17 protein-coding genes and 2 pseudogenes are annotated in these 21,007 nt (G+C 66.0%); 3 read left to right on the top strand and 16 right to left on the bottom strand.

Annotated elements, in window-relative coordinates; all coding sequences use genetic code 11:
• Window positions 1–12: 12 nt before the first annotated feature.
• From K3U93_RS12395 to K3U93_RS12385, 3 genes are all read right to left on the bottom strand, one after another.
• A complete protein-coding gene (locus K3U93_RS12395) occupies window positions 13–1,485 on the bottom strand; it encodes an FAD-binding protein (protein ID WP_083009652.1) in 1,473 nt (490 codons plus the stop codon).
• Window positions 1,482–1,982 (bottom strand): VOC family protein, encoded by a 501-nt coding sequence (locus K3U93_RS12390; RefSeq protein WP_071512287.1) that lies wholly within the window; start codon window positions 1,980–1,982, stop codon window positions 1,482–1,484. The genes K3U93_RS12395 and K3U93_RS12390 overlap by 4 nt, the downstream gene beginning before the upstream one ends.
• A 114-nt stretch (window positions 1,983–2,096) precedes the next feature.
• Window positions 2,097–2,780, bottom strand: coding sequence for a TetR/AcrR family transcriptional regulator (locus tag K3U93_RS12385; protein WP_217808403.1), 684 nt, complete (start codon window positions 2,778–2,780; stop codon window positions 2,097–2,099).
• Between the two features lie 108 nt (window positions 2,781–2,888).
• On the opposite strand from K3U93_RS12385, the gene K3U93_RS12380 reads away from it, so the two are divergent.
• A complete protein-coding gene (locus K3U93_RS12380) occupies window positions 2,889–3,329 on the top strand; it encodes a nitroreductase/quinone reductase family protein (protein ID WP_083009654.1) in 441 nt (146 codons plus the stop codon).
• Window positions 3,330–3,335: 6 nt separating this feature from the next.
• Here the strand turns inward: K3U93_RS12380 and K3U93_RS12375 are convergent, their stop codons facing one another.
• Entirely contained in the window at window positions 3,336–4,007 is a 672-nt protein-coding gene (locus K3U93_RS12375) for an Rv1815 family serine proteinase (RefSeq protein WP_139796799.1), read from the bottom strand.
• 99 nt (window positions 4,008–4,106) lie between these two features.
• Entirely contained in the window at window positions 4,107–5,033 is a 927-nt protein-coding gene (locus tag K3U93_RS12370) for a sterol desaturase family protein (RefSeq protein WP_083009657.1), read from the bottom strand.
• 368 nt (window positions 5,034–5,401) lie between these two features.
• Between K3U93_RS12370 and K3U93_RS12365 the strand changes: the two genes are divergently transcribed.
• Entirely contained in the window at window positions 5,402–7,021 is a 1,620-nt protein-coding gene (locus tag K3U93_RS12365) for a zinc ribbon domain-containing protein (protein WP_139796784.1), read from the top strand.
• Between the two features lie 465 nt (window positions 7,022–7,486).
• Here K3U93_RS12365 and K3U93_RS12360 read toward each other — a convergent pair whose 3' ends face one another.
• From K3U93_RS12360 to K3U93_RS12330, 7 genes and pseudogenes are all read right to left on the bottom strand, one after another.
• Window positions 7,487–8,203 (bottom strand): MgtC/SapB family protein, encoded by a 717-nt coding sequence (locus K3U93_RS12360; protein ID WP_071512293.1) that lies wholly within the window; start codon window positions 8,201–8,203, stop codon window positions 7,487–7,489.
• 287 nt (window positions 8,204–8,490) lie between these two features.
• Window positions 8,491–8,811, bottom strand: a complete 321-nt coding sequence (locus K3U93_RS12355) for a DUF732 domain-containing protein (RefSeq protein WP_071512294.1) — start codon at window positions 8,809–8,811, stop codon at window positions 8,491–8,493.
• Between the two features lie 30 nt (window positions 8,812–8,841).
• Entirely contained in the window at window positions 8,842–10,245 is a 1,404-nt protein-coding gene (locus tag K3U93_RS12350) for a PPE family protein (RefSeq protein WP_083009661.1), read from the bottom strand.
• 86 nt (window positions 10,246–10,331) lie between these two features.
• Window positions 10,332–11,600: a PPE family protein gene (locus K3U93_RS12345; protein ID WP_071512296.1), complete on the bottom strand. Its 1,269-nt coding sequence runs from the start codon at window positions 11,598–11,600 to the stop codon at window positions 10,332–10,334.
• Window positions 11,601–12,174: 574 nt separating this feature from the next.
• A complete protein-coding gene (locus K3U93_RS12340; protein WP_066914016.1) occupies window positions 12,175–12,459 on the bottom strand; it encodes a WXG100 family type VII secretion target in 285 nt (94 codons plus the stop codon).
• A gap of 205 nt (window positions 12,460–12,664) precedes the next feature.
• Window positions 12,665–13,856 (bottom strand): annotated as a pseudogene (locus tag K3U93_RS12335) (PPE family protein).
• Window positions 13,853–13,957: a PE domain-containing protein gene (locus K3U93_RS12330; RefSeq protein ID WP_083009664.1), complete on the bottom strand. Its 105-nt coding sequence runs from the start codon at window positions 13,955–13,957 to the stop codon at window positions 13,853–13,855. Before K3U93_RS12330 ends, K3U93_RS12335 begins: the two are co-directional and overlap by 4 nt.
• Window positions 13,958–14,062: 105 nt before the next feature.
• Here K3U93_RS12330 and K3U93_RS24875 point away from each other — a divergent pair.
• A pseudogene (locus K3U93_RS24875) lies at window positions 14,063–14,191 on the top strand (hypothetical protein); the annotation flags it as partial.
• Between the two features lie 220 nt (window positions 14,192–14,411).
• Here the strand turns inward: K3U93_RS24875 and eccA are convergent.
• From eccA to eccD, 4 genes are read right to left on the bottom strand one after another with little or no spacing between them, the layout of a single operon-like run.
• Window positions 14,412–16,244 carry a type VII secretion AAA-ATPase EccA gene (gene eccA, locus K3U93_RS12325; protein ID WP_071512299.1) on the bottom strand — a complete coding sequence of 611 codons (1,833 nt, stop codon included), beginning with the start codon at window positions 16,242–16,244 and terminating at the stop codon, window positions 14,412–14,414.
• Window positions 16,241–17,446, bottom strand: coding sequence for a type VII secretion protein EccE (gene eccE, locus K3U93_RS12320; RefSeq protein WP_071512300.1), 1,206 nt, complete (start codon window positions 17,444–17,446; stop codon window positions 16,241–16,243). Before eccE ends, eccA begins: the two co-directional genes overlap by 4 nt.
• A 19-nt stretch (window positions 17,447–17,465) precedes the next feature.
• Window positions 17,466–19,262, bottom strand: a complete 1,797-nt coding sequence (locus tag K3U93_RS12315; protein ID WP_083009666.1) for a type VII secretion-associated serine protease mycosin — start codon at window positions 19,260–19,262, stop codon at window positions 17,466–17,468.
• Window positions 19,240–20,751, bottom strand: a complete 1,512-nt coding sequence (gene eccD, locus K3U93_RS12310) for a type VII secretion integral membrane protein EccD (RefSeq protein WP_083009668.1) — start codon at window positions 20,749–20,751, stop codon at window positions 19,240–19,242. Before eccD ends, K3U93_RS12315 begins: the two co-directional genes overlap by 23 nt.
• Between the last annotated feature and the right edge of the window lie 256 nt (window positions 20,752–21,007).

Raw genomic sequence — 21,007 nt, 5'->3', positions numbered from 1 at the left:
CGGCACTGTGTTCTAGCGCGTCTGCGCGCCCCCGGCCCGTCGGGCCGCGTGCGCTCCGGCGCGGCGGCCGAAGAACGAGCCTTCCCCAAGCTGCGTGCCGCTGGCGTAGCCCTTGCCGTCCTGGGCGATGTTGGACGCGCACGCCCCCACCGCATACAGGCCGGGCACCGCCGTGCCGTCTTCGCGCAGCACCTGCCCGTCCACGGACGTGGCCAGCCCGCCGACCGTGAACCCGGCATACATCGCCTTGCCCAGCGACATGTCGAACGCGCCCCACGGCCCTTTGTCTTGCGGCGCAAGGAATTCCGGCTGCTTGTGAAAATCGGGGTCCTCACCGCGCGCGGCGTAGGTGTTGTAGCGGTCCAGCGTCGCCACCAGGTTGCCCTCCGGAATGCCGAGCGCGGCTTCCATCTCGGGCACGGTCTCCCAGCCGTCGATCAGCGGGACCAGCGGCATCTTGGGGTGCTCGAGGTGAGCCTCGTCGACGATCAGGAACGCCGCGCTGTCCGGCTGATCCATGATGAAACCGGCGGTCCGGGAATGGTAGGAGTCTTCGGCGACGAACCGCTTCCCGAGCTTGTTGACGATGATCCCGGTGAGCAGGATCGACGGCGGGTAGGGCGGGGCCGTGATGAAGATCTGGTCCATGTGCTGGGTGGCACCGCCGGCCGATACGCCCATCCGGATGCCCAGGCCGTCGTCATACGTGTTGCCGAGCACGAACGGCTTCTCGGCGAGTTTCGGCGTGTACTTGGCTACCATGTCCGGATTCATCACGAATCCCCCGGCGGCGATGATGACGGACTTTGCCTTGATCGCACCGGTTTCGGAGAAGCGCTTCCACATCACGCCCGTCACCGCACCCGAGCCGTCCACGATGAGCTGGGTGGCGCCCGTCTCGTACCGGACCTGCACGCCCAGGCTTGCGGCACGCTTGAGGAGCAGGTCGATCACCATGCTGGCGCCGCCGGTGTCGCCGGGTACGGGCACCTTGTGGCCGCGCGGCGCGGGCACGGCTTGCTCCAAGAAGGGCCACACCTTCTCGTTGCCGGTGAACATCAATCCCTCGGTGTTGGGCTGGATCACCGCCTTGCCCGGGAAGTAGCTGCGCTCGAACTGAAAACCCAAGTCTTCCAGCCAATCGAAATGCTCAACGCTGCCGTCGCAGTAGGCACGTATCTTGGCGTCGTCTGGCTGCCGCGACACCGCGACCAGGTACTTGTACATCTCCTCGGGCGAGTCGGACTGACCGGTCGCCTGCTGGACGGCGGTTCCGCCGCCGAGGTAGAAGTGGCCCCCGGCAAGCGAAGTGGTGCCGCCCGCCGCGGCGGCGCGCTCGAGCACCAGCACCCGCGCGCCCGCGGCCGCCGCGCTGACCGCCGCGCAGCCACCGCCGATGCCGAAACCGATCACGACCACGTCGACGTCGTCCGACCAGGACGTCACCGCGTCCGCATCGACCGTTGCTGGTATCTCGGTGCTCACCGCTGCTCCTGTTTGATGTAGTCGTAAAACGCCCTCATCTCAGGCGAGATATACGCGATCTCCACGAAAGGCACTCCCGCCTGCGGCGCTGACACGTAGGCGAAGTGAATTCCGCCGGGCATCACGCCCTGCTGCACGACCGCGGCGCCTTGGCCAGCGGCCTCGGACAACGCCGCGTCGAATCGCTCCGGGCTGTGCGCCTCGATGCAGATGTGGTGCAAACCCGGCCCCGATTCCCGCAAAAAGTCACTATAGATGTTCTGTCCGCGGACCGGCGAGATCAGCTCCAACTGCATGTCGCCGAGATAGCTCAGGGAGATGCTGGCGACGAAATCGGCCGGCTTGCCACGGTAGCTGCAGGTTTCCGGAGCAAAGTGCACGTCGGGTATCCGCACCCACTTCCGAACGCCTAACAGGCCGGTGAGGGCCGTTTCCGTGGCATCCAGGTCCGGGGTAACCCATGCGATCTGCGTCGGCGATTGAACGGGAAGGCTCATCGTCTCGCAGGATAGCCCAGTCCGCCGGTCGCCAGAAAGGGCCCGAAAGGCTTTGCCGCAATCGGGCGCTTGAAGCCCGGAAAAGCGCGATGAACACGTTCTAATTCCGGCGGGTCAGTGCTGGCTCAGCACGTCTACCAGCAGGCGGAGCTGCGCGTCGAACACCGCCCCGGGGTCGGTCAGGGTGTCGGCGCCGTATTGCCCGAACACCTCGAGGCTGATGGCGCCCAGCACCCCCGCCCACAGCACGAAGCACTTGGTGATGACCTGATCGTCGCCGGGAAAGCCGAATTCCTGGCGAATACGTTCGAAGTCGGACGACATCGGTTGCGGGGCAACGTCGTTGGTCAAGCGGATGTCTCCGGTGGCAATCCCGGCGGCCACGGCGTCGAAGAGGGCCCCCACGACACGGGTGCCGACCGCGACCGTGCGCTCGGGCGGTGCGTGATAGCCGGGAACGGGGCTGCCGTACAGCAGGGCCCAGAGGGCCGGGTGGGCGATGGCCCACCGCCGCGTCGCCCGCGCGATGGCGGTGACGTCGTCACTCCACTGGTCACCCAGGGTCTCCCTGGCCCGGTCCACGACGTCGGCCAGCTCGGAATAGGCGTCGACCAGCAACAAGGTCAGCAGCTCGTCGCGGCTGGACACGTACCGGTACACGGCCGAGGACACCATGCCCAGGTCTCGGGCGATCGCACGCACCGACAACCCGGCGGCACCACGCTCCGCCAGCTGGCGGCGGCCGAGTTCGACGATTCGCGCCTCGACCTGCTCCCGCGACTCCTGGCGTTTGCCCACGCGGCCAGTCTGACACAACCGAGATCACCGCTCTTGCTTTTTGGTGGGCGCTGTGGGAGCGTGGCGGCTGAAGAGAGCACCGCTCTCAAATATCCGGGAGGACGCACCATGGCCGCGCGCTACGAACGACCCAACCGGGCGGCCCGGGCCGCCAACACGGCGATCCGTTGGCTCGCCGAGCTGGGGATCAGCATCGCGGGCACCCGGGCGCTGCGCGTCCGCGGCCGCAAGACCGGAAGGCAGCGCGCGGTGGTGGTCAACCTGCTGACCGTCGACGGCGTGGACTATCTCGTCTCCCCGCGCGGTAACACCCAGTGGGCGCGCAACGTCAGGGCGGCGGGCGTCGTCGAGCTGGGTCCGCGCTGGCACCGTCGACGCGCTCACGTGAGCGAGGTGGACGAGGCGGCCAAACCGGAGCTGTTGAGGCGGTATTTGGCCAGGTGGTACTGGCAGGTCAAGGACTACGTGGGCGGGTTGACGCCCGACTCCAGCGATGAGCAGCTACTGGCCGCGGCGCCCACGATCCCGGTGTTCGCGCTCACCCGGTGAGCGTCGTCACCCAGGGTTGGTCGTCGCCCCGAGGTCCTGGCGGACCTGGTCGGAGGCGGCCCGCCACGACACCGCCGCGGGCAGATCGCCCCAGACGCTGTTGAAAATCCCGACGATCTGCCCCGGGCCGCCATTGGGCGCCAGGTACACCGGTCCCCCGGAATCGCCCCTGCCGCTCTGGACGCCGTGCGACATGGTGAACCACCCGTTGTTGACGCTCTCCACGGTTCCGCAGGTCTCACCCGTGATGACGCCGAAATGGCAGACCGCCTCGCCGGGCTGCAGCGCCACGGACGGGTTCGACTCCAGTCGCCGTCCGCCCGGCAGGATGTTGCTCGCGGTGACGCCGTCGTCCAGCACTATGGCCTCGTAGTCGGCGATCAACTGGTCGGTGGCCACGGTGGTGCCGCTGGGGGTGTTGTCCCGGAACGTCGCGAGCCGGCCGATGACGTTGTGCTCCCTGTCGTAAACGGGTCCCCCGCCCCGGCAGTGCCCGGCGGTGAACGCGATTTTCAGGGCCGGGTCGACGTAGCCCAGCGTGCAGACGAGGTTGTCCTGGTGGATCTCCATGCCCGGGAAAACCAGCGGCGGGTCCGCTTTCGCCACAGGTGGCAGCCAGGAGGCGAGCACCACGACGGAAACCGACGCTGCGAATGCGCGCATTACCAGGCGGTGCACCATGAGCTCCGATCCGTCGGGGAAAATGCTGACCCGAAGGGTGACGTTACGACTTGATCTCACCCCTCGTTGATCTTTTCGCACTTGACGGCGCTGGCGTTACCCCGGCGTGACCAACGGGGCGGCGTCGGCGGACCGGCCCGCGAAGCGCGGCGTCCAACCCGGCGGCCCGAAGACGTACCCCAGCCGGTCGCGCAGGCGGCTCGCCGACCGCCAGTCGCGGGCGATCGCGACGTATTCGCGAGTCTGCAGATTCCAGATGTTGAACGTGTCCACCCGCTTGGTGAGGCCATAGTGCGGGCGGAACAGCTCCGGCTGGAAGCTGCCGAACAGCCGGTCCCAAACGATCAGGATGCCGCCATAGTTCTTGTCGAGATACACCTTGTCCATCCCGTGGTGCACCCGGTGGTGCGACGGGGTGTTGAAGACGAATTCGACCGGCCGCGGCAGCCTGTCGATGCGCTCGGTGTGTATCCAGAACTGGTAGATCAAGTTCACCGAAAAGCTGAAGAACACCATCCACGGCGGAATCCCCAACAGCGGCAACGGAATCCACATCACGATCTCGCCGCTGTTGTTCCACTTCTGACGTAGCGCGGTGGCGAAGTTGTAGTACTCGCTGGAGTGATGGGCCTGGTGCGTCGCCCAGATCAGCCGCACCCGGTGGGCGATGCGGTGATAGCTGTAGTACAGCAGGTCGACGCCGAGGATCGCGATGACCCACGTGTACCACCGCGTCGCCGGAAGATGCCACGGCGCCAGGTAGGCGTAGATCCCGGCATAGCCGAACAGGGCCAGCGCCTTCCAGCCGGCCGTGGTGGCCACCGAAACCAGCCCCATCGAGATGCTTGCCAGCGAATCGCGGGTGAGGTGCTCACCGGAGGCGGGCCGGCCCTCGATGTGTTCCAGCTTGCGGGCCGCCGTCCACTCGAGGATCAACAGCAACAGGAAAAATGGAATGGCGAACAGCACGGGGTCGCGCATTGGCGGGGGCAGCGCGGTCAAGAACCCGGTGACGGCGTTCACACAGACAGATTACGACGGTCGGCGCGGCGGTCGTCGGTTCCCCAAGTTCCACCTGCTGCTGTCGCCCGCCCAATCACCGTGGGCATTTTCCCGTCAACGACACCAGGCACGGTGACGCAATGGTTGGTTGGTAACGATTTGGTTAATGGCGTGAATTGGCTATGTGTGAATTAGGTTGGTCGTAAGCTTCATCGCGCAAATCTCGTCTCTGGAGGTTGCTTATGTGACACGGCCAGACATAGCCGGCCAGGTTTGGTCATGTCTGTGCGGGTGGGGCGTGGCCCGAATGCGGGCGGTGGTCACGGTGAGAGATTGGTTGCGGGGATTTTGTGGTGATTGGCTCGGTGACAATCCAGGAGGTATGAAAGATGGTTAGCCCGAGTAGCCCGACGCATGAGGGCTCGCGCCGGCCGGCGACGGTGATCGCGACGTTGATGCCGCATATGGCGGCGGGCCGTCATCATGTGTATCGCAATGGGACCGCGCTGGCGTTGCTGGCGGCGTTGGTGGCGGCCGGGTTGGGGTCATTGTCGGTGGCGTTGGTGTTGACGGCGGTGGCGTTGCCGGCGATGGTGTTGATCTACGTCCATGATCACCGGCTATGGCGTGATGAGCCGCTTACCGTCATCGTCGTGACGTTTGGGCTCTCGCTGCTGCTCGGTGTTGGCGTGGGACTGCTGGAAACGCATTTCATTCGCCTGGTGGCGGCGGCCCCTACCGGGTATCACCTGCCGCCGGTTTCTCGGATTCTTGAGTTGGGTGTGTTCGTGCCGGTGGTGGCTTTAGTGGCCGTGATGGTTGCCCCGTTGTTGGTCAGCGCGCGGCCCGCGTTTCGTCATCCGATGGATGCGGTGGTGGCGTGTTCGCTTAGCGGTGCCGCGTTGTCGTTTGGTCTCAGCGTGGTTATCGAGCGTGGGGCGTTTGCTCATGTGCAGGCTACGGCGGGGGATCCGGCGCACGTGGCGTTCATTGCGTTGACGTTGGGGTTCTTGCAACCGATCGTGTTGGCCACCGCGGCGACGGTGGCGGTGTTGGGGTTACGCCGCTGGGGGATTAACCCGGTGGCGGGTGTGATGGAGGGCCTAGCGCTGTTGGTCGCCTACGAGTTGGCCACCACGTTGTTGCAGCCGTATGGCGCCCGGGGGATTGTGTTGACCACGCTGGTGGCGTTTGTGCTGGCGGGGGCGGGGTTGATGGCGGCCCGCGACGGGTTGCACGCCGCGATGCTCGCCGACGGGCAGGGCGGCCCAGATGCAGGCAACACGGAAGGGGCCGGTCCTGTTGATCACCGATTGCATGCTGCGGTGGTGGCCGCGATCATCGCCGTGGTGGTGCTGATCGCTGCGGCGGTGACCGTGGCGGTGGTATGGGGCGGCGCCTCAACGCATCCCACGCCATCTCCACCCGGGCGCAGCGGCGGCATCGTTTCTGGCGCAGCCGCCGCGATCCACCCCACCATGAGCCAGCGCGACGGTAGCCCTTTGGGCAATGTGGATTTGGCGTCGACCACCACATCGCTGGCGGTCGGGCCCGCCACCGCCATCGACTTGGGAAACGGAGTCACGCTGACGCCGGCTCCCCGCTGGACAATCTTCCAGCAAGGCCCGGGGTGGGCGGTCCTTCTCAGTGACGGTGAAGACGCGACGATGTACGTCGATGTCGGTAAGGCAAAGACGCCGGAGATCAATCAGGAAGCAACCCAGTTGATCAATGCTGCCATCCAAAAGGGGGGAATGACCAATGTGCAGCAGAATCCCCTAGGGTCAGCACAGACGGTGCAGGGCAAGAACTTCCAGCAGGTGCTTCAGATTTCCTACACGGCCAGTGTCCAAACCGACTTGGGCACGCAGCAGGAATACGGGACATGGGCGACGCTGTTCAATCCCTCAACCCAAATAGCAGGCTTCGTGGAACTTTTCGGTTACAGCCCGCAGGACTTTCAAGCGGCAGTACCCGACGGCAAAAGCATGCTTGCCTCGATGTTTTAGCCATCCGGGCAGCCGCCCAAAGCCGGGCCACTGCTTTGCCTGACCCCATTCGGTACTGGGAAGCCGTTGGGTTCACCCAGGATTTCGTGCGCATGCCCTGCCCACAAATCAGCTGAAGCCCGCGGCCAGCTCCCCCAAGCTTCCCGAGGCGACCCCGTACCGGGTGGACCTCCCCGGACCTCCCGGAAAGGATGAGCGACTGCTCCTCTCGCCAGCTCGAACATCGGGCCACCCACCGATCATGATGTCGCCGGATTACTCGTCCATGGACCCAGACGAGGCCGTGCGCCGGCACGCGCTACAACGTCTCTGCCGCGACGAATATGTGGCGGGTTTTCTTGGCTATCAAGGTCGTTCGTCGTCGCCGCGCTGTGAGCGCTCGGCCTTGAACCCGCGGTCCACGGATTCCCCAGCACAGATAAGGGAGGAGCGGCGAACGGCAAGGCGCCCTCTACGGGCCGGCCCTTAGCGACGATCGTCTGACTGCGCTGTATCACCGGCGTGCCACTGCACCGCGCGAACCCCCGGTTGCAGGGACAGCTCCGCCACCAATCGCTCCAGCCGGGCTGGGGTGTGGCCGTCCATGAGCAAATGCGCGCTCAAGGTGATCTCGTCTCCGCTGGCCTGCCCGGTATGGATACCGCGCAGCGTCATATCGTTGCTACTGGCGTGTTGCACGATCTGGGCGCGTGCGTATTTTTCGAATTTGGGGCGACAAAGGACCTGCACCAGGTAGGGCTGCAGGCTTTCGTCTTCGTCGGCGGCGTTGTCGCGGTCGATTATTCGGCCTAGTGGACGCCCGAACACGTGGATGGCGATGACGGTGCCGGTGCCAATCAACGTGAATACCAAGTGTCCGGACGCGGCCAGCACACCTATCGCCGCCGAGCACCACAGGGTGGCCGCGGTATTGAGGCCACGGACGTTGACGCCCTCACGCAGGATCACCCCGCCGCCCAGAAACCCGATGCCGGATACCACATACGACGCGACGCGGGTGGGGCTGCTGTCCGCGGTGGCGGCCGCGTACAGCACGAATAAGGTCGCGCCGCCTGCGACTAGTGCGTTGGTGCGCAGGCCAGCCCTCCGGGCCCGCCATTGCCGCTCCAGGCCGATGAGGGCGCCGCAACCCACGCCTGCGGCTAGCCGGAGCGCGAAGTCGGCGACGCTCAGCGTCTGCATGACGGCACGTTCCTTCCCCCGACAGCGAATCGTGCTCGGGCGCCAGCCCAGACGGCATTTGACGCCGATCCCGGGCGCGGTGCTAGTCGGGCCGCAGCTAATCACTTCGAGGTGAACAGCAGGTAGACCCCAGCCAAACCTGTTGCGCTGTGGTCATGCTCGCGACATCGCCGCGCGGTGAAGCAGACGTCTTGAGCTAATGAGCAGCCACAAGCTACCTACTAGCTACGCCGGGCGGCGGAGACCGCCGTCGACTCAACCGTGACTAGAGAAACTCGCTTTCGGTATCAGCTCTTGTGGAGTTGTTGGGGGCAATAGAATTTCGCTGAAATCATTGCGAAATTGGATGCGCTTTCCATGTCGAATCCGCTGTTGTGGGTTTTCACGTCGTGAACTAGCTCCAGGCCCGATTCGCCGTTACTCAAGCACGTGCATACCGCATGGGCAGCCCCAATAGCTTGGCCTGGACTAGGGTAGCTAATGCCGACTTTGTCCAGAGCGGCGAGGAAGCCTGCGTCGTCAGCGACGCCGTCGTCAGGATCGGCGTACGCGGGCGCGGCCAGACCGATCATGGCGAAAACGCCGAGCACCGCTAGTAGCTGTTTCATAACTCATCATCCTTTCAATTAGGTTTCCCACTAACCCAACTGCGCATCCGACGACACGACTTTTTGCTTGCCGCCTTTGGACAGGTGCACCGCGTGGATGCCGGGTTTTTTGGCCAGTTGCTCGAGCAGGCCATCGAGGCCCTCCTGGTCGACGGTGTGGTGCTGCACGCTTTCGGGTTTCTCCGATATTTGTGCCACCAGCTGCTTCAGCTTCTCTGGCGAAGTGCTGTCTTTGAGTTCTTTGATCGGCTTGAGACGGCTTCGGGCGCCGGCGCTCACCACGGTAGGAGCACCCGCACCGACGGCGCTGCCGAGCATCCCTGCCAAAGACATCGAACTGAGCAGCCCGCCCTCGCCGAGCGCGGCGGCCGGCACGGCCTCCGGCCCTGCTGCCGACAATGCGGCAGCGACCGTCCTGATGGCCGGAGTGGCCGTCGCCCAGCTCGGCGGGACTGACAATTTTCCGACCAATGTGCCGGCATTTCCCATGCCGCCCGATACCTCGTTGAACAGCGTGCCCCGGCCAAAGTGTGGCGCCGCAAGCCCGCCTCCTAGCAAGTCTCTCGGGATCGCGCCAAGCGCACTCGGGTGAGGGGCGAACTTGAGGAACTGGGACACGGGAAGGTTGATGGCCAGTCCGATCCAGTTGTACTGCGTGGTATAGCCCAGCGGAGTCCTTAAGGCCGTGTACATCTCGCTAATGGTCGAGGCCCAGGTCGGTCCCACGAGGGTGTTTATGATGTTGTTGAAGAAATCTGTGTAGCCGGTGGCAATGTTTGCGCCCAGTTGCAGCAGCGGGTTGCCCGTTGTTAGGGGTTCGGATGCCGCTGCGGCAAGTGATGCCACACTGCCGGCCGGGGTGGCAGCGGCTTGGGCCACTGCTGCCGCCTGGCCGGCCAGCCCGCCGGCGTTGGTGATTTGCGGTGCCGCGGTAAATGGCGTCACCTGGGTGGCGGACGCCGACGAGGCGACGTAGCTGTCCATCGCCAGGGCGTCTTGGGCCCACATTTCGGAGTATTGGGTCTCGGTGGCCGCGATTGCCGGGGTGTTCTGCCCGAAAATGTTGGTCGCCACCAGCGAGGCCAGTTGGCTGCGGTTGGCGGCAATCTCCACCGGTGGCACATGCGCGGCAAATGCCGTCTCGTAGGCGCCTGCGGCCGCGGTGGCCTGGGTCGCGGCTTCGGCGGCCTGGGCGGCGGTGCCCTGCATCCAGGTCAAGTAGGGTGCGACTGCGGCCGCCGCGGCCAGCGACGACGGACCCGTCCATGGCCCGCTGGTCAGGGTCGAGATCACCGATGAATAGGAAGACGCTGTGGACTGCAATTCGGTGGCCAGGCCTTCCCAGGCCACCGCAGCGGACCGCAATGACCCCGATCCCGGGCCCGTGTACATCCTGCCCGAGTTGAACTCCGGCGGGAACGCTGCGTAAAACATGTTCTACCCCTTACCTGTCGGGCGTACCTGGGAGGCCTGTGCCGGGCCACTTTTCGTCGTCGTAGCGGTCGTAGCGGTCATAGCAGTCACTCCTCCAGGGCGGGGATCACGATGATGGTGGCCGCGGCCGGGTCGGCCTCGGCGACCACGCCGCCAAGTGTCCCTGCCGCAGCACCGGCGGCTGGGGAGTAGGTCGCACCGGCGGCCACGGCGCGTCCGGCCAGGCTCGACAGGGCCATCTGGCCAAAGACGCCGCCCTCGCCGGCCAGCGAGGCGGTGGGGGCGGCCGCCAGGTTGGTGGGCAAAACGGAGGCGAGCGTTCTGATCGCCGGCGCGGCTTCGGTCCAGCCCTGGGGCACCGACATACTCCCGACCAGGGCGGCCTTTCCCATCGCTCCCGATACCGGCGCCGCGCCGGAGGCCGCGGAACTCAGGTTTACTGCCGCTCCGCTAGTCAACGGGGCCAAGGCCCCCGTGATGGGTTTCGCGACCCCAAAGGCGGCGAGACCCTGCCCGTTTTGGGCGTAGGCGTACGTCTGCCCGAACGACAGGAACGGGCCACCGCCCAGGGAACTATCCCCGAAGAAAGGCGAGTAGATCGACGTGAGGGCCGAGTTGATGGTGTTCCAGTTTGTCAAGTCAGTCGTGAGCCCCGCTGGCAGGGGCGGCAAGCTCAAGCCCGATACGGACGTTGGGCTGGTCGTCGCCAGGCTTTGCAGCGTCGTCGGCACCGAGGAGATCAGCTGGGACAGCTGCGTACCTACGTTCGAGCCAGACGCGCTGGAAGTCTCCGAAACTGCAGCCGCCTGCGTCGGCGCGGCCGTCGCGTTCGTCGTCTGCGGTGGCTCGCTGAACGGTGTCAGCGCCGACGCCGTCGCCGACGACGCCGCATAGGTGTACATCGCGGCGGCATCCTGGGCCCACATCTCCATGTACTGGGCCTCGGTGGCCGCGATCACCGGCGTGTTTTGGCCCAAGAAGTTGGTGGCGATCAGCGCCATCAACAAGGCACGATTGGCCGCGATCACCGGTGGCGGCACCGTGGCCGCAAACGCCGTCTCATAGGCGCCCGCCGCGACCTTGGCTTGGGTGGCCGCCTGCTCGGCCTGAGCGCCCGTCACGTTTATCCACGCCACATAGGGCGCCGCCGCCGCTGCCATTGCTATCGACGACGGACCGGTCCACGGTCCCGCCGCCAACGTCTGAATCGTCGACCCATACGACGCCGCCGTGGACTGCAATTCTCCAGCCAAATCATCCCACGCCGCCGCGGCCGCCAACAACGGTCCGGATCCCGCACCCACGTACATCCGGCCCGAATTGATCTCCGGCGGCAACGCCCCAAAATCCAACACCTAATACCTCCGGTCTCTCACGTCGCCATCTTGGTGGGCTCGGTTACGCAGTCCAGCCCGCAAACGCGCCGTAGCGCTAATGGAATCCATCGAATCCACTCTTTGCAATCGACACACTCCCATACTCTGTCGGCCTCTGGCCCGGGTTCAAGACTCACTATCCAATATAGCAATCATCGGGATGAAAACGGCTCGCGACGCGTTCCCGCGCGGTAATCGCAATGTAAAAATTAGATTTCATCAACGTCCGGCGCTTAGGGCAGACCCATGCGTGCTAGTTAATGCATCACTGCATCAAATAGCGGCATCAACCCGTGCGCAGTCATATATACAGCAATCGTGCTGAAACTGATCTGCGCCGCCTCCCGTTCGGCAGAAAGTGGCCCGAAGCCCGAGCGCCATCGGCGATCTTATTAACTGTGATTGAAGCTATTTCTCACCTCGTCGATGGTGAATGTCTCGACCTCCTATTATGCCATTGTCAAGTAATCGAATTTCTGACTATCCAGCAGCACGGCAATGGCACCGGATCCCGGTGAATTGGCGCGCGCATTGTTGCCGGACGCCATTAGTTTTAAGCCCAGCTGGAGCCGACGGCGCTGTCGGTGCTGGCCATGTTGCTGCCGGCGGACTGCACCTTTTGCCCGTGGGCGTTGGCCTGCTCGTAGATCACCTGAAAGTTGCGGCCCAACTGGGTGATGAACTCCTGGCAGGCCACCGACCCGGAGCCACCCCAAAAGTCCCCAGCGGCCAGCACATCACGAACGATGGCCTGGTGCTCGGCCTCCAACGAAGCCGCCTGGGCACGAATGGTGGCGCCATGGGCGTCCACATCGCCGAACTGGTAATTGATCGTCATTCTATGCTCTCCTAAATCTCACCTAGAGTACGCATCCATCACTGCGCTGAGGCTGATTAGCTGCTGTGAGTTCACTGTAAGGCTAGGGGTTCCTGTTCGTCGTGGTTAGTGGCGTGAACCGGCTGGTTGCGCGGCCGGTGGGGCACGTTCATGATGTTGCGGGATACCTATTTTCGCCGGGCCTAATTGTGCGTGCGGCCGCACGTTATCCGGCGGCCGGCGGGCGTGCGACGAAGGTAGGACGGAAGCCATACTGCGGGATGGCGCGCCCATACGCTTGTCCGCCCACGGCTCCGACCGGCATCCCGGGCATTCCGGCCGCCATCGCCGGCGGCGGCACCATGGGTGTGCCGCCCAGCGCGGAGGCTAGTGGGCCGGCCAGTGGTGCGGGCGCCGTCCAGCTGGGCGGTACCGACAACGCGCCGATCGCCGGTGCGTGCCCCAGGCCCGCCGAGACCGCGCCGCCGAGACCACCGAGGCCGCCGGCGGGGCCTGTGAGGGTCTCACCGAGCGCACCCGTGGCGGCCTGGCCCGCGGCGTTGCCCACCGCGTCCCCCGCGGCTTGCGCACCCAACAGCCCCAAGAACGGGGCCATCGTGTTGCTCGGCATGTAGAACCCGGACGAGAAGATGGTGTTCCAAAGGTTTGCGTTGGGGCCCCACTCATTCCAGATGCCGGCCAGGGTCGGCGACTCAGACGTGGACCCGGTCAGCAGCAGATCGCCAATCCCGTCAAGCCCGCCGCACGTCGACGGCGACGTCAGCCCCTGCAGCGTGGTGGGCAGCGCGGACATCAGCTGGGACAGCGTGCCCTGCTGGGTCCCGGCCGGGGTCGCGGCGGCTTGCACCACCGCGGCGGACTGGGCGGTGAGCCCGCTCGAGCTGGTGGCCTGCGGCGGCTCACCGAACTGGCTTAGCTGGGTGGCTCCTGCCGAGGAGGCGGCGTAACCGTACATCGCTGCGGCGTCCTGCGCCCACATTTGCGCGTACTGAGCCTCGGTGGCCGCGATCGCCGGGGTGTTTTGACCCAAGACGGTTAGTGGCGATCAGCGTCATCAGCTGGGCACGGTTGGCCGCGATCACCGGCGGGGGAACCGTGGCGGCGAACGCGGTCTCGTAGGCCGCCACGGCGGCCTCGGCCCGCTCGGCGGTGGTGCTCAACCACGCCACGTAGGGCGTGGCCGCAGCTGCCATCGCCGCCGAGGCCGGGCCGTGCCATTCTTCGCCGGTCAGCGTCGAAAGCACCGCGCCGTAGGACAGCGCGGTGGAATGCAACTCCGCGGCCAGCCCATTCCAGGCCGATGCGGCAGCCAGCATCGGGCCCGAACCCGCCCCGGAATACATGCGACTGGAGTTGACTTCGGGCGGAAGCATCGCGAAGTCCAGTGCTGCGGTCATCGTGGGCCTCCCGCATTCTGCGCGGCCAGCGCCGATCCGACCCCGGTCAACCGACTGGCTGCCGCGGCCAACGCTTCCGGATGCGCAATGACAAACGACATCGGACTTCTCCTCACGGAAAGAGACCGACCCGGGCGCGGCTACTTTGCGCGCACTCCCCTGGCGAACCCGCGAAGCGCAGACGTGCGGACGGCGTCCGTCGGGCAGGCCGATTCAGACTGTGCGAAAGGGGCCGGGGTCGGATCGCAACGAAATGGTCGTCGATCTGGAATACGGACTATCGCCGGGACTCATTTCGCTCTCACCTCCTCACGGCCAGGGCACACGGGGATGCCATACCTTGCACATGGGGAGAGGGACCCAGGCTCGAAGCCCGGACGCCGCACCCCTCTCGTCAGAGTTTCGGCACCGAAAAAGCGCATGTGGATGACGCGTCGCGGGAAGCGACCTGAACCAACTCGCGAAAGACGAGCCATTCCGGCTCTGGGCGGCTGTGGACATTCGATGTGAGGGGCCCGTTTTCCTGCAGGGCGATCGGCCAGCGGCCGCGGAGGCTTACGTCGTCTTCTTCTCGGCCACCGCCGCCTGCAGGCCTTCGGCCAGGTCGTCGCCGGTCAACTCCTTGAACCGGCGCAGTTGGACCTCGCTGAATTCCGTGAGATCGCTGGCCAGCACCGCATCGAGGTCTTCGTCGTCCAGGCGGAAACTACGGTGATCGCGGGCCTTTTCGACCACGTTGCGAACGAAACCGGCGTTGCCGAGCGTGTCGATGCCGCGGATCAGGTCGCCGTCTTCGGAATAGCTCTCGTCGAGGTAGAACTTGGTGTACGACGGCAACAACACCTCGGCCGATTCGTCGGTGATGACGTCCTCGTTCTCCTGTCCCATCAGTTTGGTGAGTGCGACGAGCTCCTCCGGGGTGTAGCTGAAGAACTCGATCACGGTCGAAAACCGCCGTCGCAGGCCCTGATTCACCTCGAGCATCTTGTCCATGGCCTTGGCGTAACCGGCACCGAAGACCACCAGCTCGTCGCGATGGTTTTCCATATACAGCAGCAGCGTGTTGATGATCGCGTTGCCGTAGGGGTCGCCCTGGGAGTAGCCCTTCTCGTGCAGGGTGTGCATCTCATCGAAGAAGACGGCCCCGCCCAACGCTCCCTCGAGCATCTCCTCGGTGTTCTTCTCGGCGTCGGCCATGTACCGGCCCAACAGCTTGGTGCGGCTGGTCTCCACCACCAACGGCTTGCGCAGCACGGTCAACCCGCACAGCTGTTTGGTGAAGGCCCGCGCCACCGACGTCTTGCCGGTTCCGGGCGGCCCCAGCAGCAACGTGTGGCGCGATGTCACCGGCACCGGGAGACCCATCTTGGCGCGGGCAAGGTTCACCTTCGTCGTCGACTTGATGAGCTTGATTTCCCGTTTGGCTCGTTCCATGCCCAGCATCGCGTTGAGCTCGGCGTCCCCTTCGGCCAGATATTTGGCGGCCTCCTGGGCGTGCCGGGCGGCCTCCGTCTGCGCGCGGGTCGGGGCGCTGTCCGGATCCCACGGGTCGGTGCGGGCCTCGATCGTTTCCGGGTCGGTCAGCACCAGCCGATAGTTGGGGTTGTCCAGCGCTTCCCGGGCCGGGGTGAACTTCGGATCCCGCGAATACACCCGGCGCAACAGCTCGACGGCCTCCTCCTCGCGGCCGACGTGCCGCAGGCACATGCCCTGGGTGTACAGGGCGATGTTGGCCGCCCCCGGCACCCGGTCACCCTCGACGGCGTCCTGGCCGCGCCGGAAGGCCTCTTCGAAGACCCCCAGTGACGCCAGCGCGGTGGTCGCCATCGCCGCGCCCGCGGCCTTCAGTTCGGGGTGTCGCCACGTCGTTCCCTCGGGAAATTGGGCGAGCACGTCGGGCCAGCGTCCGGTGCGGAAGTACAGCACGCCCCGCACGTAGTTGACCACCTCCTCGTCGAAAGGGTGGCGGGGATCGATGCCCTCGAGCAGTTTCGCCGCTTCCTCGTAGCGTTTCGCCTCGGCGAGCACGGCGGCGTAAGCGCACGCCAGCGATTCCACGCTGGTGATTGCCAGCCGCAGAAAGAGCCCATCGGAGACCTCGGGCCGGAACTGCAGATCGGTGACCCCGAGGCGGCGGGTTTCCCAACCGAACGTCCTGACCGCCGCCCACGCGCCGCCGAGCACGTCGAGGCTCTGCTCGCCCGCCAACACCCGCGCGAGCCAGGCATCGCACATGCCGGGATCAAGGGTGGTCGCCGTGTTGAACATTTGCGACGCCACCTGCGGATTGTGGCTGGGCTGTAGCCCGTTGACCGAGATCCCCGATGCCAACAGGCCGGCGACCATCGCGTTACGGGCGTCTTCGGCGGTCGATTGCGAGCGCGTCATTGCGCCGCGGGCACGCTCGCTGAGCTCTCCCGCACCTGGCCGACCGACAGCACCACATCATCGTCGTCGAGCAACCCTCGGCCGGGTATGACCAGGAGCGGGCGAGCCGTCGGGGCGGGCAAGCTGGCGCGCACCGCCGCCAGCTGGCGGCCGGTGAGCCGGTTGAGTCCCGACGATATTTGCCTCGGCAGCCGGCCGTCGCTGTGGTAGCGCACCCAGGCCGACAGCTGGGGCACGCCGTCGCCAGAGGCGAGCCGGATCGTGATCACGGTAGCCCCGACGTCCGGCAGCAACAGCTCCTCGAAGGTCTCGGTGGTGATGTCCGACGGTGTCAACCAGAAGCTGGTCGCGAACCCGTTGAAGTGCTTGAGGTGCCGCCATCCCGGGCGGCTCCAGGTCGGTTCCAGATCGGCCAGCACGGCGCTGTCGACCTCGGCGAGCTCGTCGGCGGTCAGTGGCCTGGCCGCACACGTTTGTCCATCGAGATCTTGGGCGAGCCGCTCGGTGGCCGCCACCAGCGTCGAGGCCAGCGAATCACGGGCCGCTATCGCGGCGACGTTGCGCTGTGGGTTCATTCGCAGCACCAGCCAGGTGCGGTGGACATACGAGGCGGGTTGGTCGCTGACCAGTCCCCACTCCTCGGGCCCCCAGTCGTCCAGCTTCGACTTCTCGGCGGCTCTGACTCCAGGGCCCCCGCGGCGCACCTTCACCGAAACGATGTCGATGCCGTCAAGGTGGATATCGAACTGCCGCAGGCCGTCGGCGACCGCCAGCACCGGCAACACAGCCGACGTCGTCCGATGGCGATGCCGCCCCGGGGCGTCGTCCTCACCACCGTCCACGGCGATCACCGTGACCAGATGGCCTTCGTGCTCGCGCACGCCCACCTTGTCGCGCCCGAATCGGCGCTGATGGTCGAGCGCGGGCGTGCACCCCGTGGTCAAGGTGGCGCCCGGATCGGCGGACCAGTCCCATAGCCAGGTGGCCAATCCCGAGGTCACCGTGAGGCCGTGGTGGGTGACCAGTGACAGCAGTGTGACCAGCCCCGCGAGGCCGACACCCACCCAAAACGCGATGTGGTGGTCGCCCTGCCACGAGTCCGGACTGTGGCTGGCCACCAGCATGATCACGATGTCGACCAGAAACACCGTGGTAACCCGCGGCCACGACAAAGACAATCCGAACCTGCGCTGGGCCTTCATTGCTACTGCTGCTCCGCTTTCATCGCTGCTTCCGCGTTCGCTTCATCAACATCGCGATACTGAACACCGCGCCACCTATTAGTAAAGCTGCGGTCAATCCGCCCGCGGCCACCCATACTGGCACCATATCGCGGCGAGGGGCCGGCTTAGGCAGGTTCAGCGGCGCCGACAGTTGCTGCGGTGGCTTTGCCGGACCGTCGGGCACGTCCCATGTCAGTGCTGCCACCGGGTCGACGACACCGTATCCGACCTGGTTATCCACACCGCGCGCAGGCGCCCTGGCGGTGCGTTCCAACCTGTTGATCACCTGGTATGCCGATAGCTGGGGGTACTTGGCCCGGACGAGGGCGGCCACCCCAGACACGATAGCGGCCGAGAAGCTGGTGCCGGTCGGAACGAGCAGGGTGTTGTCCGGGCCATCGATCGCGTTGATCAGGCCGTCGTCCCGGGGTGAGAGCCCGACGATGTCGCTGCCGGGCGCGGCGATTCCCACCCACGGTCCGGCGATACTGGTCGGCGCCTGCCCCTGACTACCCTGGGTCAGCGGCCGGCCATCCGTGTCGACCGCGCCAACGGTCAGGACGTAGTCGCTGAACCAGGACGGCGTCACCACGGTGGTGACGGCGTTCCAGTCGCGAGGATCGTTGGGCTGCAGGGGATCAAAAATCGGATTCTGCTTGCAGTCCTTCTTGCTGCTGTCGCCGGCCGCGGCCACGATGACGGCGTTCTTGTCGACCGCCGCGTAGCGCACCGCGGCGCCCAGCGCGCGCTGGTCGATGACGTTGCGCGCGCTCATGCAGGTCACATCGGAGATGTTGATCACCGTGGCACCCATGTTGGCGGCGTGCACGATCGCCCGCGCCATCGTCTCGACGTTGTCGATCTTGGCCTGCGTTTGCGGATCCTCGTCACCGGTGTAGGCATCCTTGAGGCCAAACGCCTGGCTGGACTGGCGGATCGAGATGATGTCGACGTCCGGGGCGATCCCGCTGTAAGCGTCGGGGGCCTTCGCCGGCTCCGGTGGTGTCGGCGGCTTGGGCGGGTCGAGCGGGCGCGGGCCAATACGGTTGTCGACGGCGGTTACCTGCCGACCGCCGGAGTAGCTGGGTATCGTCACCGTGCCCCCGCCGTGGTCGGCCGCCGGGGCCTGACCGGGTCCCGGCGGTGGTGGCGGTGGGGGCGCGGGCGGCGCTCCGAACGGCCCCGGAGGCCCTTCCGGCGGCGGGGGAACCATCGTCACGGTCTGAGGTAACGGCGACAGGGTCACCGTCTGGGGCGGTGGCGCTTTGGGGGGCGGCTCGGTGGTGGGGATGGTCACCGGCTTGCGCGGCGCCGCGGGAGGTCCCGTCGCGCCGTTGGCCGGCGCCGCGCCGATCATCGAGGCCACGATGGTGCCGTGGGCGTCGCAGTCCGACAATCCGTCGCCGCTCATGATGTAGTCCCCGCCGGGGATCAGGTGCGGAAACCTGGGGTGCGGAGTCACCCCGGTGTCGATGACGGCGACCTTCTGCCCGGCACCGCGGCCGAATTGCCATGCCTCCGGCAGGTTCAGCATGTCCATGTACCTCGGCTGCAGCCGAAAGTCGGTCCCGGGCAGCACCCCGACCTCGTTGCAGTACGAGGTCTGCTTCATCGGCGCCGGCGGTCCGGGCGGACCGTCGGGTGGCACCGCGGCCGGATCGACTGTCGGCGGCGAAATTGCATACGCCGGCGGCAAACCGGCTAATGCGCCCGAAGTGAGCAAAAGCGCGGCAATGGTCGCGCGGGATGCGCGACCATGCCACACCTTGCCGCTAGCGGTAACGGATCGCCGCATAAACATTCATCAACCACAATGCCAACGGGAAAATTGGCATCAGGCAGAGGTATTCAATCCATTCCACAAATTTGCGGAATATCGGGCTGTAGATGGTGTTGGGCACTACCGCCGCGGCCGTCAGGCCCGCCGCGGGCAGCAGAACCAGGATGGCCACGCCGATGGACACCGCCAGTGGCGACTGCAACACCAGCGCGTAGCGCACCACAACCGCGGCGACGATCAGAACGGCGGTCGCCGCCAGGATGATTGCCTGCCAGCGGTCGACGTACGAGCGGCCGCGCAACAGCAGGAAACCCGAGGCGAAGCCGGCCAGCAACAGCGGCAGCCAGCGCTGCCCGGTGTGTGGATCCGACAGCGCGGTCAGGGAGACCACCATCAAGGCTCCCAGGCCCAACAGCAGACCCGTCAAAAACGACCGGGCGCGTTCGGCTTGCAGCACCACGTCGCGGACCGACGCGGGCCCCTCCAAGACGGGAGGACCGCCCTCGGGACGCACCACGGTGGTGGGCAGATCGGGCCGTGCCTCGAACACCCACCGGCTGGTGGCCGACGGGAACACGGGCAACCGGATGCCGGCCAACCGGCGGGATAGGGCCGGCGCCGCGTGGTAGGCCAGCACGCAGGCCAGCACCACGCAGGCGAAGTTCGTCACCGCGCTGGTCATCGCGACCATGCGCGACAGGCTCGCGATCGTCGCCACCAGGCTGATGGTGACGATCGCGGTGTAAATGCTCAGCCGGCGACCGGTGAAGCGCAGGGCGAGTGCCGCGGCGATGGTGAGCACGCCGAAGCCCAGCACCGCTTGCGGCGAGCCCACGCCACCCGGCGGCGCCGCTGCCGCCGTCACCGCCAGCGGTGCGAGGCTGCTCAGCAGCATGATGTCGGCGACGCCTCGATCCTGCTGTGTTTTCGCCCGCGCCGACAGCAGGATGGACACCGTCAACGCCGCGGCGGCAATGACGGCGGCGTAGACCGTCGGCAGCCACGAATTGTGGTGCCAACGCCACCAGCCCAGCAAACCCGCCGCGGCGATCACGCCGATCGCCACCATCGACGCGCCGACCTGCACGGCGACGACCGGGTCGATCGCGGCGAATCGCTTGCTCAGATTTGCCGCAACCGCGGTCGAAATGTGCTCGATGACCTGCGACCGGTGCTCGGTGTCCGCGAGGAAACGGATCCACAGCCGGTCGCCGTCGTAGACGTCTTGTTCGGTCAAGGACTGGGTGGCCCGCAGGGGTGTGCCGTCAACCAGGCACAGCGCCCACCTGCCGCGCCCGGTGGCCTCCAACGGGGCCTCGCCGAGCTCCCTCAGCCGACTGTTGACCACTTTCAGCAGCGGGTCCGTCATCACCGAAACCGGGGCGTTGGCGTCCAGCAGGACACCGACCTGGACGCCCTCGCCGGCCATGACGCCGACCACCACCGCCCGAGGATGTGAAATACCCTCGATATCTGCCTGTAGTGCGTCAGCTACTGCGGTCATCGCGCTGCACCCCCTGCCATGGTGAATGTGTAACCCCGCGTCGCCAGCCGCGCGGGGGCCTTTGCCGCTCTACGTGCCCAGGCGCTACGGCCCCCTGGGAGGTGCAGCTCGACTAATTCGGATTTCATCTGCCTCGCCTTGCGATAAAGAGTTGTGGTGACACTGCTTTGAAGATTTGCTGATGATTCTAGAGAAGTATGCCTTCTTCGCACTCCGGCCGCATGTTGTGTGCAAAAGCATTGGTGAAGTTTGTGTT

The sequence above is a fragment of the Mycobacterium malmoense genome (assembly GCF_019645855.1).
Classification (GTDB): domain Bacteria; phylum Actinomycetota; class Actinomycetes; order Mycobacteriales; family Mycobacteriaceae; genus Mycobacterium; species Mycobacterium malmoense.
The sequence above is the reverse complement of the archived record's forward strand: the minus strand, read 5'-3'. Positions and strand labels throughout refer to the sequence as shown.